This window comes from Streptomyces sp. NPDC048434 (assembly GCF_043200375.1).
Taxonomy (GTDB): domain Bacteria; phylum Actinomycetota; class Actinomycetes; order Streptomycetales; family Streptomycetaceae; genus Streptomyces.
The window spans coordinates 21,934-36,360 of record NZ_JBICXQ010000031.1; the positions used below are offsets into that span (position 1 = coordinate 21,934).

Genomic DNA, 14,427 nt, shown 5'->3' on the forward strand with positions numbered 1-14,427 from the left:
CTCGTTAGGGTCGATGGGTGCACCCGTCCCAGCCGCCCCCGCACCCGCCGTCCGCACCCGCCCCTCCCCCGTACACACCCCACCCGCACGCGGACGCGGCCGCACGCCGCCGGCGGGCGGCCCCCTGGCACAGCGCCACCCTCCGCGCCCTCGCCCTGATCTCGATGCTCGCGCTCTCCGGCGTGATCATCATCGGCATGGTCCGCCAGGAGACCGGCACCGAGGGCTTCCTGGTCGGCCTCGGCCTGGCCGTCTTCCCGGTGCCGCTCCTCCTGGCGGCGTTCTGCTGGCTCGACCGCGTCGAGCCCGAGCCCTGGCGCAACCTCGCGTTCGCCTTCACCTGGGGCGCCTGCGCCGCCGCCCTGGTCGCGCTCCTCGCCAACGGCTTCGCGACCGATTGGCTGGCCGCCAACATCGCCTCGACGTCTCCGTCCGAGGCCGAGGCCTGGGGCGCCACTGTCATCGCCCCGGTCGTCGAGGAGGTGGTCAAGGCCGCCGCCGTGCTCCTCCTCTATCGCTTCCGGCGCGGCGACTTCGACGGCATCACGGACGGCATCGTCATCGCCGGCATCACGGCCACCGGCTTCGCCTTCACCGAGAACGTCCTCCACCTGGGCAACGCCTTCGGCGAGGACCAGTCGATGGGCCACTCCGGCCTGGACTCCCTCACCGCCGGCACCTTCTTCCTCCGCATCGTCGTCTCCCCCTTCGCCCACCCGCTCTTCACGATCCTCACGGGTCTCGCATTCGGCATTGCCGCCACCCGCTACCCCCGCCGCCGCACCGCCCGCATCGCGCTCACCCTCCTCGGCCTGCTCACCGCCGTCCTCCTGCACGCCATCTGGAACGGCGCCTCCACCCTCGGCGACCCCGGCTTCCTCACCGTCTACGGCCTCTTCATGGTCCCCGTCCTCCTCGCCCTCACCTGGCTCGCCGTCTGGGCCCGCAACCAAGAACTGCTCTCCCTACGCGGCTACCTCGCCCCCTACATCACCGCCGGCTGGCTCGCCCCCACCGAACCCGCCGCCCTCTCCTCCCTCAAAACCCGCGCCCTGGCCCGCGACATCGCCCACGACACCCACGGCCCGGCGGCCGCCCGCGCCGTCACCGAATACGCCACCATCGCCACGGCCCTGTCGTTCCATCGGCGGCGGGCTCATCTCTTGGGACCGTCCGCGGACTTCATGAGCAGAGAGCAGCATTTGTTGGAGCATTTGTGGCATTACCAGGCGTGGGGGCGGACGGCGCTGCTGGATGCGTGGGTTGCCAAGGGACAGCGGTAAGGGCTGCCGAGAACGGCACGTACGGGCCGTGACTGCTCGGGGCTCTACGGGCCTGGCCGATGCCAACAGCCCTGAACACCAAGTAAGTGCGGCGCTTCTTCCCTTGAGTGCCAAGCCGTTGACGATCCGACGTGACACCTTGCTGCAGCGTGAGCGTCGACCGGCGGATACACGTGCGCACTCGCCCTCCCTACCGATGCCCGCCCACGCGACTCAGCCGGCAGATCTCATTCGGTGAAACGGTCAGCCCAGCGCGCTCGATGCTGACGCACACAGGCCACTTTGATCTGGTGTTCCTTGGCCATGTTCAGGGCCCCTACGAATCGCTGCGTCAGTCCATCAAACACATCGAAATCATCGCTGAGCTGAAGCGCTCCTCGATCAAAGAGTGCATGGCAGTTCGCACAGAGGCATAGAACGTTCCACAATTCATCAGGACCGCTGTGGGGTTTTCCCAACGCATGAATATGAGCCGCTTCGCTATACGCCTCGCCACCAGGTGACACCACCAGTCGGCAATTGCAGATCTGACACGTGTTGTCGTAGATCTCCTTCACTTTCCGGACAACCTTAGAGTCACGAATCAGCCGCTCATAAGCGACGATGCGGCGCAACTGCTCTTCCGTGGTGGTGTCATCACTCTCACCCGGAGAGACGGGATGCGGCCTTGCCGTCTCCCCCGGCTCCAACTTGAGCAGTCTGAACTGACAGATGCGGAAACCTTCCTTCCCGACTGTCGTCCAGTGTTCTGCGACGTGAAAGAGACCGCAGTACTCGTAGCCCCCGGTGGCACGGCGCCGCGTTTTTCCCCGAATTTTCAAGCCGCGTACGACACGCACCGGGTGACCAAGTCCTTCGTTGAGCAGCAACCCAGCATTACCCGGTGCCGTCAAGGTTTGGTCTGCGTAGAGGCGGCCCGTCTCCCTGTCACGACCACCCTCGCCCGTATAAATGATCTCCCACTCACCGTACTCGTCGTCGATATACCCACCAGAGAGAACGATGGAATCGACACCCTCGTGAGCGGTGCCAGAGATGCCCTGGCCATACGCACGATGCACACCGGCGGCATGCAACTCCGCATGTCCCGCGAACCACTGACCCTCCTCTACGTCTTGAGGAGGGCCAAAACGGATTGGGTTGGATGACCGCGCCTTCGCCATAGACGAATCCTGTCAACCCGTCGCCTCCCATGACGCACGCCTTCAGGGGGTGTGGTCAGCACCACACCCCCTGAAGGGCTGCCTGCAGGGATCGGCTAGCTACTCAGGCCTCCACAGGCTCAGCAGTCACACAAGCCAGACCCGCGCTACTCAGCTCCGGTTCGGCGCCCCGCCTCCCCTGGCTCATCGTCGCCCTGTACGGGAATCCGGTCGCCGCGGCTCTCAGCGACGCGTAGCGCATCACGGAGCGACTCCGTCAACCGGTGTGCAAGGAACCGGAGTTCATGGGAAGCGACCTTGCTGTCATCAAGGAGTTCGCGCGCAAAATCGAGAAGATCGATGCCCATGTCGAGCTGCATCTGCTCCATCTCGTCCGCAAGGCGCGACAAATAGCCCGTCCCGTCCGTCGACAGGTAGCACGGTTGGCCTGCCGGGTTCGGCCAGGGAAGCAGGCGCAGAGGTTGACGGGCAATCATCAGGCAGCCCCCTTCACGCCACACATCGTTTCGGGGCGGATGTCCAAGCCACGGGCAGCTAGGTTCACGTCCAGTCGTCGCCGCTGTAGTCGGAGTCGCTGTTTCTCCTCTCGCACATGGGCGAGCACGTACGGCCGAACCAGCGCGGTGTCCTCGCCGCGCAGCTCAAGGTCAGCTGTGTGCCTCCGCGGCTCGGTGACGGCATGCGAAGCCGTGCGGCCCGCGATAGCTGTGGGGTCGGCTACTGGCCTATGTCGGCTCGATGTAGGTAACAGCGTCCGCAAAACAGGCTCGAAGATTCGGGCGATACCGTGCACCACGTTGACCTGCTCTCTCAGGTTGGCCATGCCCCCGGACCGTGTAGAGCGGTCGCGGGGGTCCTCGTCAGTCAGTCCAAACTGACCGTAGGGCCACACAGAGAGCGTCAGGGGCACAGTTTGTGCCCCCCGTACCTATGCCACCAACGCACCGATTTTCACTGCGAGTTCGCTCGCTCGCCGGCGCTGTCCCGGGCTCTTTGACTCGGTCTCTTCCAAGACGATCCGCCGCGCATATCCGTTGTAGCGGATGGTTTCGGGCGCGGCCTGGTATGCCTTGTGCAGAACTGCCAGCGCAGTCTCAGCCTGGCCGTCGAGGTGGTACCCACGCGCCTCTTCAATGCGGTGGCGAGCGCTCCGCGGGCGAGACGGAATGAGCGTCGCATCCGCAGCGGCGGCTTGTCTGACACTCTCACCGCCCGCGTGCAGCTCCACGGCTACGGTCACCGCATGCGCTCCCATGATCGCTCTTGAGAACGAGGTCACGGGGTGAAAATAGTTCGCGGGAAGTCGCCCTGCCATGGATCGCGCGGCATCCCAGTAACGCCAGGCTGTTCCGGCATCTCCTCGCCGGGCAGCGGTATATCCGGCTTCGAAGTTCAGTGCCCCAGCGATGGCAAGTACGTCATTGTCCGCCTCCGAGAGGAAACGTTCGAGGTAGCGGAGAGTCGCAAGGTTCACGGCGTCGGCGGCATCGTAATGCGCGGGGCCACTGTCGCGATGCGCCTGCGAGGCAAGCCACGCTGCGACACCGATGGTGTGTGGATCTTCGGATTCTTGAGCGGAAACCAACCCGCGCTCCACTACCCGCCACAGCAGCGAAGAGTCAGATTGGTACGCGAGGAAGAACTGGCTGAGGCTATAGACCTCGGACACCACGGACTGTGCAGCCCTCCGTTCCGTTCCCGACTCCGCTTGAGCCAAGAAAGCTTGAGCATCGCGAATGAGGTGTGGGAGCAGTTCGCCGATCACGTCGCGGTGATGAGGGGCGGAGTGTCGCGCTTGCCACGCATGGGCGATGCGGCTCTTCAGATGCGCGGCGGACGGGGCCTGGCGCAACGTCGTCAGCGGATACTCATTGATGGCATCCCGCACCTGCGGGAGGCGGGCATGGCCGGGACCGGCGAAGAGCGAGATGGCCGTTGCTTGATCGCCAACAAGATCGGAGAGACTCGGCACGCGGAGAGCCTCGGCAATCCGCAGGACCACGGGGAGTTTGGGCATCTGGAGCCGTCCCCCCTCAACCTGTTTTACCCAGCTGGGGGACTTGCCCAGCAGGCCGGCAAGCACCGTCCGGCTCATACCGCGGCGAAGACGGAGCACCTGCATTCGCTGGCCGAACGCAATCGGCTCGTTAGACAGTTCCGGAGTAGCGCCAGATGACACCTTCGGCCCCTCTCTGCACACGCAACGTCACTGCCAGAGTACGTGTTCAGGCTCAACTCGTTGCTGTGCTTACCGAGTCCACGACGCTGCGGCCCACGAATCTGGCGCCGATGGTGCGACGTAGGGTCGAAAGAAGAGATGTGTCGTTGTTTGTAGAAGGGTGTGAGTGATGGCTGGGATTCCTACGGCAGTGGTGGCCGCAGGTGGGCTCGTCGGCGGCTACGCCGTAGCCCGCTGGACCAGGAAGCGGCCGCTTGGTGGGGTGGCGCTCGCCGTGGGCGGAGTGGTGGCGGCCAGGGGATGGCAGCAGAAGGCGGGGAATGCGACGGCGGCGGTGCTGGGTGGGGCGTACGTGGCCGCGTTTACCGGGTCGCATCCGTTGGCCAAGAAGATCGGGGCCTGGCCTGCGGTGTGCGCGGTGGCGGGAGGGGTTGCCGTGACGTCGTGGGTGGTGGTTGACCGCCGTCAGGTGTGACGGCACGGGTATGACGGACCGCGCCACCGGGTGTGACGGCACGGGCATGACGGACCGCGCCACCCGGGTGTGACGGCAGCAAGTGGGGGTGGCGCGCCACCACAACCGCCCCACCCCACCACCCTGTTGAGGTGTCGGTTACGCCGACGCCTCGCTCAGCAGTGTCAGTTCCGCCTCCGTCAGGGTCAGGTCCCCCACCGCCAGCAGCGCCGGCAGTTGGGCCACCGTCCGGGCACTGGCGAGGGGGGCCGCGACGGTGGGCTGGGCGGCGAGCCAGGCGAGGGCGACGGTGGCCACCTCGGCCTCGTGGGCGGTGGCGACGGTGTCGAGGGCCTGGAGGACGCGGAGGCCGCGGTCGGTGGTCAGATGCCGGGCGGCGGCGCCGGAGCGGGCGCTTTCGGTGGCGGTGCCCGGACGGTACTTGCCGGTCAGGAAGCCCGAGGCGAGGGCGTAGTACGGGACCGCGGCGACGCCGTGGCGGGCGGCCACGTCGGCGAGCTCGCCCTCGTAGGTGTCGCGGGAGACCAGGTTGTAGTGGGGCTGGAGGGCGACGTAGCGGGCCAGACCCTCGCGGGCGGAGAAGGCCAGGGACTCCTCCAGGCGCGTCGCTGAGATGTTGGACGCGGCGATCTCGCGGACCTTGCCGGCCCGCACGAGGTCGTCGAGCGTGGTGAGGAACTCCCCGACCTCGACCGATTCGTCGTCGTAGTGGGTGTAGTAGAGGTCGATGTAGTCGGTGCGGAGGCGGGTGAGGGACTCGTCGACCGCGGACTTGATGGTGGCGGCGGACAGGCCCTTGTAGTCCGGGTGGGCACCGACCTTGGTGGCGATGACGACATCGGAGCGATTGCCGCGGGAGGACAGCCAGTTGCCGAGGACCGTCTCGGATTCGCCGCCCTTGTTACCGGGGACCCAGGCCGAGTAGACGTCGGCGGTGTCGATGAAGTTGCCACCGCCCGCCACGTAGGCGTCGAGCACGGCGAAGGATTCGGCTTCGTCGGCCGTCCAGCCGAAGACATTGCCGCCGAGGGACAGCGAGGAGACGGAGAGCGAGCCGAGGGGCCGGCGGTTTCGGGGGGTGTGTGTGGCGGTCATGCGTGGTTGCAGCGTTGGGGGGCGGGGAGTTATTCCTCCCACTCCCCCCAACAGCAACCCCGTCAGAAGTTCACACGTTGATGCCGTGGTCGCGCAGCCACGGCATGGGGTCGATCGGGTCGCCGGCGTCGGGGCGCACCTCCAGGTGGAGGTGGGGGCCGGTGACATTGCCGGTGGCGCCGACCCGGCCGATGACATCGCCCGTGGTGACCTTGCCGGAGGTCTTCACCATCGAGGACAGATGGCAGAACCAGAGTTCGGTGCCGTCGTCGAGGGTGAGGACGATGCGGTAGCCGTACGAGCCGGCCCAGCCGGCCTGGGTGATGGTGCCGGAGTGCACTGCCTTGACGGGAGTGCCGGTCGGCGCGGCGAAGTCCTGTCCGGTGTGGTCCGCGGCCCAGCGGTCGCCGGCCTGGCCGAAGCCCGCGGTGAGGGTGAACGAGGAGACCGGGGCGATGAAGTTCTTCGCCAGCTTGGCGAGGCGGGCGGCCTCCGCCTTTTGCCGGGCCGCTTCTTCGGCCTCGCGCTTGGCCTCCATCTCGGCCGCCTTCTTGGCTGCTGCGGCCTTTTCGGCCGACTTCTGGTGAGCGGCGGCTTCGTTCTCGGCCTTCTGGAATGCGGAGTGTTCGGCGGCCTCGCGGGACTCCTGATCGGCTGCGCCCTGCTGCGCGTCGGCCTGCTGGAGGATGCGGCTGCGCAGCGCCTCGGCGGCGCCCGTGTCCGAGTCCGTCCCGGCGGCCCGGGTGAGGGGCCCGGAGACCGCCGCAGCCGCATCGCCCGTGGCGGCGCCCTCGGCCGCGGTGGAGTCCGCGCCCGAGTCGGATATGAGGTCACCGATGCCGGGGAGCGACTTGGCGTCCGGCAGTTTGCCGGCGAGCTCGTCGGCCATCCCGCCGACGTCGGGCATCGAGATCGGCACCGCGGGGCGGCCCTCGGCCGACGCCATTCCGCCGGCACCGACGGCCGCGATGACGCCGACTCCCAGGACCGTGCCGCCGCGGGCGAGTCCGCCGCGCTGCTTGGCCACCCGGTGCTTGCCGCGGACGGAGCGGACGGAATCCTCGGTGGGATTCCATTCCTCCCACGGTCCGTCGTTGATGGTGTCCGCATCACCGGGGCCCGGGAAGGCACCTCGGTCATCGAGGTCGTAGGCGGACGGACCCTCGGGGGCAGGCCTGTTGGACGCCACGGGGGCGCTCTCCTTTCCTTCCTTCTCGCCTACCGGGTTAGCTGACGGGTTCGGAGCAGGAAGGTCTCCTACGGGCGCCCCCTGGCGGAGGGCGTCCGATTCACCCCAAGGAAGTGGTTCCCCGGTTCCCTTGGTGCAGTTCGAGGTGCTGGAGGTGCGTGAAAAGCGCGTGCGGGATTCGGCGTCGGCGCGCGGTGCCGCCTCTTGCGACGGCTGGGACGACCGCGCTGCGTTATCGGACAGTAATAGAGATCGCAGCCGGATTCCAAGCCTTCCCGGGAATTCATCACGGCCCCACAACAGCTTTGGCGTGGACTTTTTCGGCCACCACGGCCACAAAACGGGCGAGTTGGCCGCCCACACCTAAACGATCTCGCGTGGATTGTGTGCCAGTTGTTATGCGGAGGGGTGCCCCTCGGTTACGGAACGTGAGAGCAGTAACGTCGGATCATGGCCGTCAACGTCGGGAACACCGGGAACGTCGAGAGCGCTGCCGCCGGCGCCTGGGAGGTGGCGGAGCGGTACGGGGAATTCTCCTGGCGTCGGGCACGGGGGCGGTCCGCGGCGCACGAGGAGCTGAGCGCGTGGATCAGCCAGGACCAGGAGCTCTGCGATCTGCTGTCGGGGTCGCTGCCGGCCGGCGGCAAACAGCAGCCGGACCTTCTGCTCGCCGCCGTCCGCTATCTCGACGGCCCGCACGCCGAGCTGGGGCCGCGCGGTGAAATGGCGTATGGCCGCTGGCGCGAGTGGACGATCCGGCACTGGGACGAGGTGCGCGCGGTGATCATGCAGCGCTCGCCCCGGACCGATGAGCCGGCCCACTGCGCGACGCTGCTGCCGCTGCTCGCCCGCCTGCCGCAGCCGCTGGCGCTGCTGGAAGTCGGCACGTCGGCGGGGCTGTGTCTGCATCCCGACCGCTATCGCTACCGGTACGAGGACGACGAGGCGGCGGGCGCGGACAGGGGTGCCCTCCCGGGAGACGCCCTCCGGGGCGACACCCTCCGGGCCGAGGCAGGAGCACCGGAGAGCCCCCTCGTGTTGAGGTGCCGTACGGGATGGACGGGCGACGAGCTGCCCGGCCCGATGCCCCGGATCGTCTGGCGGGCCGGTATCGGCCCCGATCCGCTCGACCCGGTTGCCGAACCGGACGATCTGCGCTGGCTGCAGGCGCTCGTATGGCCGGGCGACGAGGAGCGGGCGGCCCAGCTGTCCGCGGCCGTCGAGGCGGTGCGGCCGGCACCGCGGTCGCGGATGGTGCGCGGCGATCTGCTCGACGAGCTGCCCGCGCTCGCCGCCGAGGCGCCGCCCGGGGCGACGCTGGTCATCTTCCACAGCGCCGTGCTGAGCGGCCTCCCGCCCGTCCGCCGCGAGGAGTTCGCGCGTCTCGTACGGTCGCTGCTGCGCGGACGGCCCGGCGGCGGCCACTGGCTCTCCCACGAGCACCACTCCGTCCTGCCCTGGATCACCGCGCCGGCGCATCGCTCACCGCACCCGGACGATGCGCTGATGCTGACCCTCGCCCTGGACGAGCGCCCGGTCGCACTCACCGGTCCGCACGGGGAGAGCCTGCACCGGCTGCCGGGGACGGAAGGCGCCGCGGGAGGCGTGGCAGGGGACTGAGCGGACGCCCGTACGGTCCCGGGCTCCCCGTCCCCCGACGCCCTGCGCGTCCCTCCCCTACGCCCCCATCGGCCGCTGCACCGCCAACAGCGCCATATCGTCGGCCGGTGCGCCGCCGGTGTGCCGTGCGACATCCTCGACGAGGGCGTCCAGGAGGGCGTCCGGGCCCGCGAAACGACGGCCGCGCAGTCTGCCCGACGGGTGGTAGAAGCGGCCCAGCAGGTCCCTGGCCTCGGTCACCCCGTCGGTGAAGAACAGCAGCAGCGCGCCGGCCGGGAAGAACGTCTCGTCCGACCGGTCCGGCCAGCTCGCCACCTCGCTCATGCCCAGGGGCAGCGCCGGCACCGCGGGCACCAGCTCGCGCAGCCCGCCGTCCGGGGTGAGCAGCAGCGGGGACGGGTGGCCGCGGTTGAGTACCCGCAGAACGGACTGCCCGTTGGCGGGGATTTCGGCGAGGACGGCAGTGGTGAACCCCTCGAACTCGTCGAGCCCCGCGCGTCGTCCGCCCTCCCGTTGCAGCGCCCGCTCCAGCCGGCCCGCCACCGCCTCCAGCGTCGTCTCCTGCTCCGCCGCCTCGCGGAAGGCACCGATGACGATCACTGCGGCCTCCACCGCCTCCAGCCCCTTTCCGCGAACGTCGCCGACGATCAGCCGTACGCCGTGCGGGGTGTCCTGCACCGCATAGAGGTCGCCGCCGATCCGGGCATCCGCCAGCGCACCCACGTAGCGGGCGGCGACGGCGAGGCCGGCGAGCCGTTCGGGCGGCGTGGGCAGTACGGCGCGCTGGGCGGCCTCCGAGATGTCCCGTACGGATGCCAGGTGGGCATCGCTCACCCGGACGAACCGGTTGATGCCGAGGGCCAGCAGGGCGACCACGAAGACCATGGCGATCTCCGCCACCGACTCGTAGGTGTCCTCGACGACACCGCGATAGGTGACGACCCAGATCTCGCCGAGCACGGCGGCCAGGGCCGTGAGGGCGGTGGTGCGCAGGGAGGAGAGCGACGCGGCGATCAGCGGGGCGGCGCAGAAGAAAGGGGCGGCGGTGTAGCCGGCCGACGTCCCGATGCCGAAGGCGAGGCCGCCGACGAGCAGGAGGGCGGGGAGCCGGCGCACCAGGCGGCGGCCGGAGCGGGCCGGCCGGCCGCGGCCCACCTGCCGCTCCCCGTCGTCCCTGGAGGGCGCTTCGTCCTGGAGCATCCGCACCGGCCTCTTCCCACTCCTGCCCGTCCGTACGAGCACCGTGGTGGCGGCCGCGTCGGCCTCCCCAGCGTTTCCGCTACGGCGCCGGGCGGCGAATCGTCGGGGTCCGGATGGGTCACGCGGCCGGAGGCGTCACAAGCCCGCTCCCCGCAGGCCCACTTGAGAGCCGCCTGCGACCCGGCCCACGCCGAGGGCCCGGACCGCATCGGTCCGGGCCCTCGGGGCGCTGCTCAGCAGGCCGGACGGCGCTCCCGTCCGCTTCTGGTGGGCCATCAGGGGCTCGAACCCTGAACCAATGGATTAAAAGTCCACTGCTCTGCCAATTGAGCTAATGGCCCGCACCGAGCAGCATAGCCCGAGGAGCTGCCACAGCCCGAAGCCATTAGGGATCAGGCTGCCCGGCCGGCCGCCGCGGAGCCCGCCGGCGGGCCGGACGGGACGCGCGGCCCGCCCCTCAACGCGCAGGGCCCGTACGGCACTTGAGTGCGTACGGGCCCTGCGGATCAGCGTCGGTGATCAGCCGTTGCGCTTCCAGCGCGGCTTGTCGTCACGGCGGCCGGAGGAGCCGGTCGTGGCGCCACGGTGGTCGTCACGGCGGCCGTACGGACGGTCGCCGCCGGAGCGGTGGCCACCGGAGGACGGACGGCCACCGGAGCGGTCGTCACGGTTGAACGGGCGGTCGCCGCCACCGGAGCGGTAGCCGCCGGAGGACGGACGGCCACCGGAGCGGTCGTCACGGTTGAACGGGCGGCTCGGACGGTCGCCACGGTCGCGGTTGAAGCCACCACCGGAACGGTCGTCACGGTTGAAGCCACCACCGGAACGGTCGTCACGGTTGAAGCCGCCACCGGAACGGTCGTCGCGACGGTCGCGGTTGAAGCCACCACCGGAACGGTCGTCACGGTTGAAGGAACGGCCACCGGAACGGTCATCGCGACGGTCACGGTTGAAGCCGCCACCGGAACGGTCGTCACGACGGTCGCGGTTGAAGCCACCACCGGAACGGTCGTCACGGTTGAAGGAACGGCCACCGGAACGGTCATCGCGACGGTCACGGTTGAAGCCACCACCGGAACGGTCGTCACGACGGTCGCGGTTGAAGCCACCACCGGAACGGTCGTCACGACGCTCACGGCGCTCGAAGTTGCCCCGGTCGTCGCGGCGCTCGTCCGACGCACCGGCCTGGGCCGGTACGGCGGCCGCGGCGGCGACCTCGGCCTCGGCGGTCTCGGCGGCGGCGGCAAGCGCCTCGGCCGGGTCCTCGCCACGCTCACGGGCGGCGCGGGCGGTCAGCCGGTCGGCCTCCTCGCGCAGCTCGGTGGCGCGGCGCTGCAGGCGCTCCAGCTCGCTGGTGAGCTCGCTCACCTCACGCTCGACCTGCTTGGCGGTGTTGTTCGCCGACTCGGCCTGGACCTCGGTGAGCGAACGCGCACCGGTGATCCGGGCGACGTCCTCGTCGAAGGCACCGGAGCCGCCGACGATGTGGCGCGAGGCGTCCACGCCCGCGTCCTCCATCAGGCGGAAGATCTGCCGGCGCTGGTGCGGCAGCGACAGCGAGACGACGGTGCCGGACCGGCCGGCGCGGGCGGTACGGCCCGAGCGGTGCAGGTAGTCCTTGTGGTCACCGGCGGGGTCGACGTTCAGGACCAGGTCGATGCCGTCGACGTGGATACCGCGGGCGGCGACGTCGGTGGCGACCAGCGCGTTGACGTAGCCGTCCTTGAAGTCCGCGAGCACCCGGGTGCGCGCGCCCTGCGTCATGCCGCCGTGCAGCGCGTCGGCCTTCACACCGGACTCGACGAGCTGCTCGGCGATGCGGTCGGCGCCCAGCTGGGTGCGGACGAAGATGATGGTGCGGCCCTTGCGGGCGGCGATGGCGGCGGTGACCGGCGCCTTGTCCTTCGGCTTCACGACGAGGACGTGGTGGGTCATGGTCGTGACATTGCCCTGGGCGCTGTCGACCTCGTGGGTGACCGGGTTGGTCAGGTAGCGCTTGACCAGGGTGCCGATCTCGTTCTCCATGGTGGCGGAGAAGAGCATCCGCTGGCCGCCGCCGGGGATCTGGTCGAGCAGCTCGGTGACCTCGGGCAGGAAGCCCAGGTCGGACATCTGGTCGGCCTCGTCGAGGACCGCGACCTGGACGTTCTCCAGGGAGCAGGCGCCACGGTTGATGATGTCGCGCAGCCGGCCCGGGGTGGCGACGAGGACGTCGACGCCGCGCTCCAGGGCGTAGATCTGGTTGCCCATGGACGTACCGCCGCAGACGACCTTCATCTTCAGGCCGAGCACGTCGCCGTACGGCTGGAGCGCGTCCGCGACCTGCATCGCGAGCTCACGGGTCGGGGTGAGGATGATCGCGCGGGGCTTCTTCTTCTCGGTGCTGCCGCCGGCGAGCTGGGCCAGGGTCGGCAGACCGAAGGAGAGCGTCTTGCCGGAGCCGGTGCGGCCGCGGCCGAGGATGTCCTTGCCGGCCAGCGCGTCCGGAATGGTCGCGGCCTGGATCGGGAAGGGGGTGGTGACGCCGTTCTGTGCGAGCTTGCGGACGACGCCCTCGGGCAGTCCGAGGTCGGCGAAGGTGACGGTGTCGGTGGCGGCTTCCGCCGCGTCGGTCTCGGGCGCCTCGTCGGCCGCCGTCACCTCGGGAACCGTCTGCTCGTCGAGTGCGGGCATGACGGACTGCTCAGTGGAAATGGACATGCGAAATGCGAAACCTTCCGGAGTCTCGGCACGCGCCCAAACTCCGTGTGTTTCACACGACCGCCTCTATGCGGTCAGCCACGGCAAGGGAGAGAACGCGCCACGCGGCGCGCTTCTTTTCTGGCGCCGGGCAAATGGGATCAAACGATCTACCACCATACGCACTCCCGCCCCCGGATGGCAAATGACCTTCCGGCCCCCTGCCGTCCGCCCCTGACGCCCCCTGCCCGCACGAGGGCATGCGCCCTTCCGCCGTGCCCCTCCTTGATCCGCTATGCGTCGTCCTCGTACAGGTACGAGGACGACGGCGACATCGGTGCGACGGGGGACGGTCCGGAGGCCTGGGAGCTCGGCGGCGGGGGGTTGCTCGGCGGCGGGGTCGGCTGCGCGGGGGGCGTACTGGGCGGGGGTGAGGCCGGCGGGGTGACGGGGTGGTCGGGGCGGGACGGCGTCGGCTTCGGGTGCCCGGGGCGGCCGTGACCGTCGGAACCGCCGTGGGCACCGCCCGCGCCCGGCTCGGGGCCCGACGGCTGCACGGGCTGGGACGGCGTACCGGGCTCGGACGGCGTCGGCTTTGCACTCCCCGACGACTTCTCCACCTTGTCGTCGCCGTCGGCCGGGTGCCCGGCGCCGTTGTGGCCCATCCGCCGCGCTCCGCCGCCACGGCCGTCCACGGTCACCCCGCCGGGGCCGGACAGCCCGTCCCTCCCGTCGTGGCGCGCGGTACTGCCGGACGGTCTCGGTTTCTCCGGATCGCTCACGCTCATACAGCCGGCCAGCGAAGCGGCCAGCGCGGAGACGGCCACGGCCGCGGCGACGGCCCGGGAGGACATACGGCGCGCAGGCGGGCGCGACGAGGGGGCAGGGGTGGTGGACGACGACGGGGACGGTGTCGGCGTCAGGGACGAGTGGTGGCAGGGGCTCGGGCGCACGGCGGGACCTCCGGATCCGGAGCGCAGGGACAGCGGCACGGACGCCCTGCCCAACTCCCGCTCCCCACCTGAGGACACGCACGCGGCCCGGCCGATCGCACCGGCCGCGCCTTCCGGCCGGACCCGGACCCGCGCCGCCCCGTAAGACCCGGCCCCGCGGACCTGGCCGATAAGCGCCGGCCGCGGGGACCCCGCCCTCGGACAGGCCTAGCCGTAGCCGAGCGCGTGCAGCCGCTCGTCGTCGATCCCGAAGTGGTGCGCGATCTCATGAACGACCGTCACTTCGGTCTCCGCGACCACATCCTCGCGCGTGTCGCACATCCGCAGCGTCGGCCCCCGGTAGACGGTGATCCGGTCCGGCAGCACCCCCGCGTACCACTCCCCACGGTCGGTCAGCGGCGTCCCCTCGTACAGCCCGAGCAGCTCGGGATCGCCGGACGGGGGCTCGTCCTCGACGAAGATTGCCACGTTGTCCATCAGCCGGGTCAGCTCCGGCGGAATCCGGTCCAGCGCCTCGGCGACCAGTTCCTCGAACTCCTCGCGCATCATTTCCAGCACACCACCATTCTCCGCCACCCGGCCCCACGACCG

The 14,427-nt window shown here is 69.8% G+C and carries 12 protein-coding genes, 1 tRNA gene and 1 riboswitch; of the genes, 3 read left to right on the top strand and 10 right to left on the bottom strand.

Annotation, left to right across the window (positions count from 1 at the left end; translation table 11 throughout):
* Positions 1-17: 17 nt before the first annotated feature.
* Positions 18-1,283: a PrsW family intramembrane metalloprotease gene (locus ACGFWI_RS31000; RefSeq protein WP_393909364.1), complete on the top strand. Its 1,266-nt coding sequence runs from the start codon at positions 18-20 to the stop codon at positions 1,281-1,283.
* A gap of 227 nt (positions 1,284-1,510) precedes the next feature.
* Here the strand turns inward: ACGFWI_RS31000 and ACGFWI_RS31005 are convergent, their stop codons facing one another.
* From ACGFWI_RS31005 to ACGFWI_RS31015, 3 genes are all read right to left on the bottom strand, one after another.
* Complete coding sequence (locus ACGFWI_RS31005; protein ID WP_393909365.1) at positions 1,511-2,446, bottom strand: YDG/SRA domain-containing protein; 936 nt, start codon at positions 2,444-2,446, stop codon at positions 1,511-1,513.
* Between the two features lie 146 nt (positions 2,447-2,592).
* The gene (locus ACGFWI_RS31010) at positions 2,593-2,922 is read right to left on the bottom strand and encodes a hypothetical protein (RefSeq protein ID WP_393909366.1); all 330 of its coding nucleotides are present in this window, start codon (positions 2,920-2,922) and stop codon (positions 2,593-2,595) included.
* A gap of 452 nt (positions 2,923-3,374) precedes the next feature.
* The gene (locus ACGFWI_RS31015) at positions 3,375-4,625 is read right to left on the bottom strand and encodes a helix-turn-helix domain-containing protein (protein ID WP_393909367.1); all 1,251 of its coding nucleotides are present in this window, start codon (positions 4,623-4,625) and stop codon (positions 3,375-3,377) included.
* A 169-nt stretch (positions 4,626-4,794) separates the two neighbouring features.
* Between ACGFWI_RS31015 and ACGFWI_RS31020 the strand changes: the two genes are divergently transcribed.
* Positions 4,795-5,100, top strand: a complete 306-nt coding sequence (locus ACGFWI_RS31020) for a hypothetical protein (RefSeq protein WP_393909368.1) — start codon at positions 4,795-4,797, stop codon at positions 5,098-5,100.
* A gap of 138 nt (positions 5,101-5,238) precedes the next feature.
* Here ACGFWI_RS31020 and ACGFWI_RS31025 read toward each other — a convergent pair whose 3' ends face one another.
* Positions 5,239-6,195 (bottom strand): aldo/keto reductase, encoded by a 957-nt coding sequence (locus ACGFWI_RS31025; protein WP_393909369.1) that lies wholly within the window; start codon positions 6,193-6,195, stop codon positions 5,239-5,241.
* A gap of 70 nt (positions 6,196-6,265) precedes the next feature.
* Complete coding sequence (locus ACGFWI_RS31030; protein WP_393909370.1) at positions 6,266-7,384, bottom strand: M23 family metallopeptidase; 1,119 nt, start codon at positions 7,382-7,384, stop codon at positions 6,266-6,268.
* A gap of 11 nt (positions 7,385-7,395) precedes the next feature.
* Positions 7,396-7,551, bottom strand: a riboswitch (cyclic di-AMP (ydaO/yuaA leader).
* 283 nt (positions 7,552-7,834) lie between these two features.
* Here ACGFWI_RS31030 and ACGFWI_RS31035 point away from each other — a divergent pair.
* A complete protein-coding gene (locus ACGFWI_RS31035) occupies positions 7,835-9,004 on the top strand; it encodes a DUF2332 family protein (RefSeq protein ID WP_393909371.1) in 1,170 nt (389 codons plus the stop codon).
* Positions 9,005-9,061: 57 nt separating this feature from the next.
* On the opposite strand, the gene ACGFWI_RS31040 is transcribed toward ACGFWI_RS31035, so the two are convergent.
* The 5 genes from ACGFWI_RS31040 to ACGFWI_RS31060 form a co-directional block, all read right to left on the bottom strand.
* Positions 9,062-10,204 carry a PP2C family protein-serine/threonine phosphatase gene (locus ACGFWI_RS31040; protein ID WP_393909372.1) on the bottom strand — a complete coding sequence of 381 codons (1,143 nt, stop codon included), beginning with the start codon at positions 10,202-10,204 and terminating at the stop codon, positions 9,062-9,064.
* Positions 10,205-10,469: 265 nt separating this feature from the next.
* Positions 10,470-10,545: transfer RNA gene (locus ACGFWI_RS31045), tRNA-Lys, on the bottom strand.
* A 178-nt stretch (positions 10,546-10,723) separates the two neighbouring features.
* Positions 10,724-12,904, bottom strand: a complete 2,181-nt coding sequence (locus tag ACGFWI_RS31050; RefSeq protein ID WP_393909373.1) for a DEAD/DEAH box helicase — start codon at positions 12,902-12,904, stop codon at positions 10,724-10,726.
* Positions 12,905-13,176: 272 nt separating this feature from the next.
* Positions 13,177-13,737, bottom strand: a complete 561-nt coding sequence (locus ACGFWI_RS31055) for a hypothetical protein (protein ID WP_393909374.1) — start codon at positions 13,735-13,737, stop codon at positions 13,177-13,179.
* Positions 13,738-14,043: 306 nt separating this feature from the next.
* On the bottom strand, positions 14,044-14,394 hold the full coding sequence (locus tag ACGFWI_RS31060) for a metallopeptidase family protein (RefSeq protein WP_393909375.1): 351 nt from the start codon (positions 14,392-14,394) through the stop codon (positions 14,044-14,046).
* Between the last annotated feature and the right edge of the window lie 33 nt (positions 14,395-14,427).

What these genes read in the sequence shown, in the direction of transcription:
- ACGFWI_RS31005 (WP_393909365.1), bottom strand. Translation starts at nt 2,446, where the DNA reads ATGGCGAAGGCGCGGTCATCCAACCCAATCCGTTTTGGCCCTCCTCAA.
- ACGFWI_RS31010 (WP_393909366.1), bottom strand. Translation starts at nt 2,922, where the DNA reads ATGATTGCCCGTCAACCTCTGCGCCTGCTTCCCTGGCCGAACCCGGCA.
- ACGFWI_RS31020 (WP_393909368.1), top strand. Translation starts at nt 4,795, where the DNA reads ATGGCTGGGATTCCTACGGCAGTGGTGGCCGCAGGTGGGCTCGTCGGC.
- ACGFWI_RS31025 (WP_393909369.1), bottom strand. Translation starts at nt 6,195, where the DNA reads ATGACCGCCACACACACCCCCCGAAACCGCCGGCCCCTCGGCTCGCTC.
- ACGFWI_RS31035 (WP_393909371.1), top strand. Translation starts at nt 7,835, where the DNA reads ATGGCCGTCAACGTCGGGAACACCGGGAACGTCGAGAGCGCTGCCGCC.
- ACGFWI_RS31040 (WP_393909372.1), bottom strand. Translation starts at nt 10,204, where the DNA reads ATGCTCCAGGACGAAGCGCCCTCCAGGGACGACGGGGAGCGGCAGGTG.
- ACGFWI_RS31050 (WP_393909373.1), bottom strand. Translation starts at nt 12,904, where the DNA reads ATGTCCATTTCCACTGAGCAGTCCGTCATGCCCGCACTCGACGAGCAG.
- ACGFWI_RS31055 (WP_393909374.1), bottom strand. Translation starts at nt 13,737, where the DNA reads ATGTCCTCCCGGGCCGTCGCCGCGGCCGTGGCCGTCTCCGCGCTGGCC.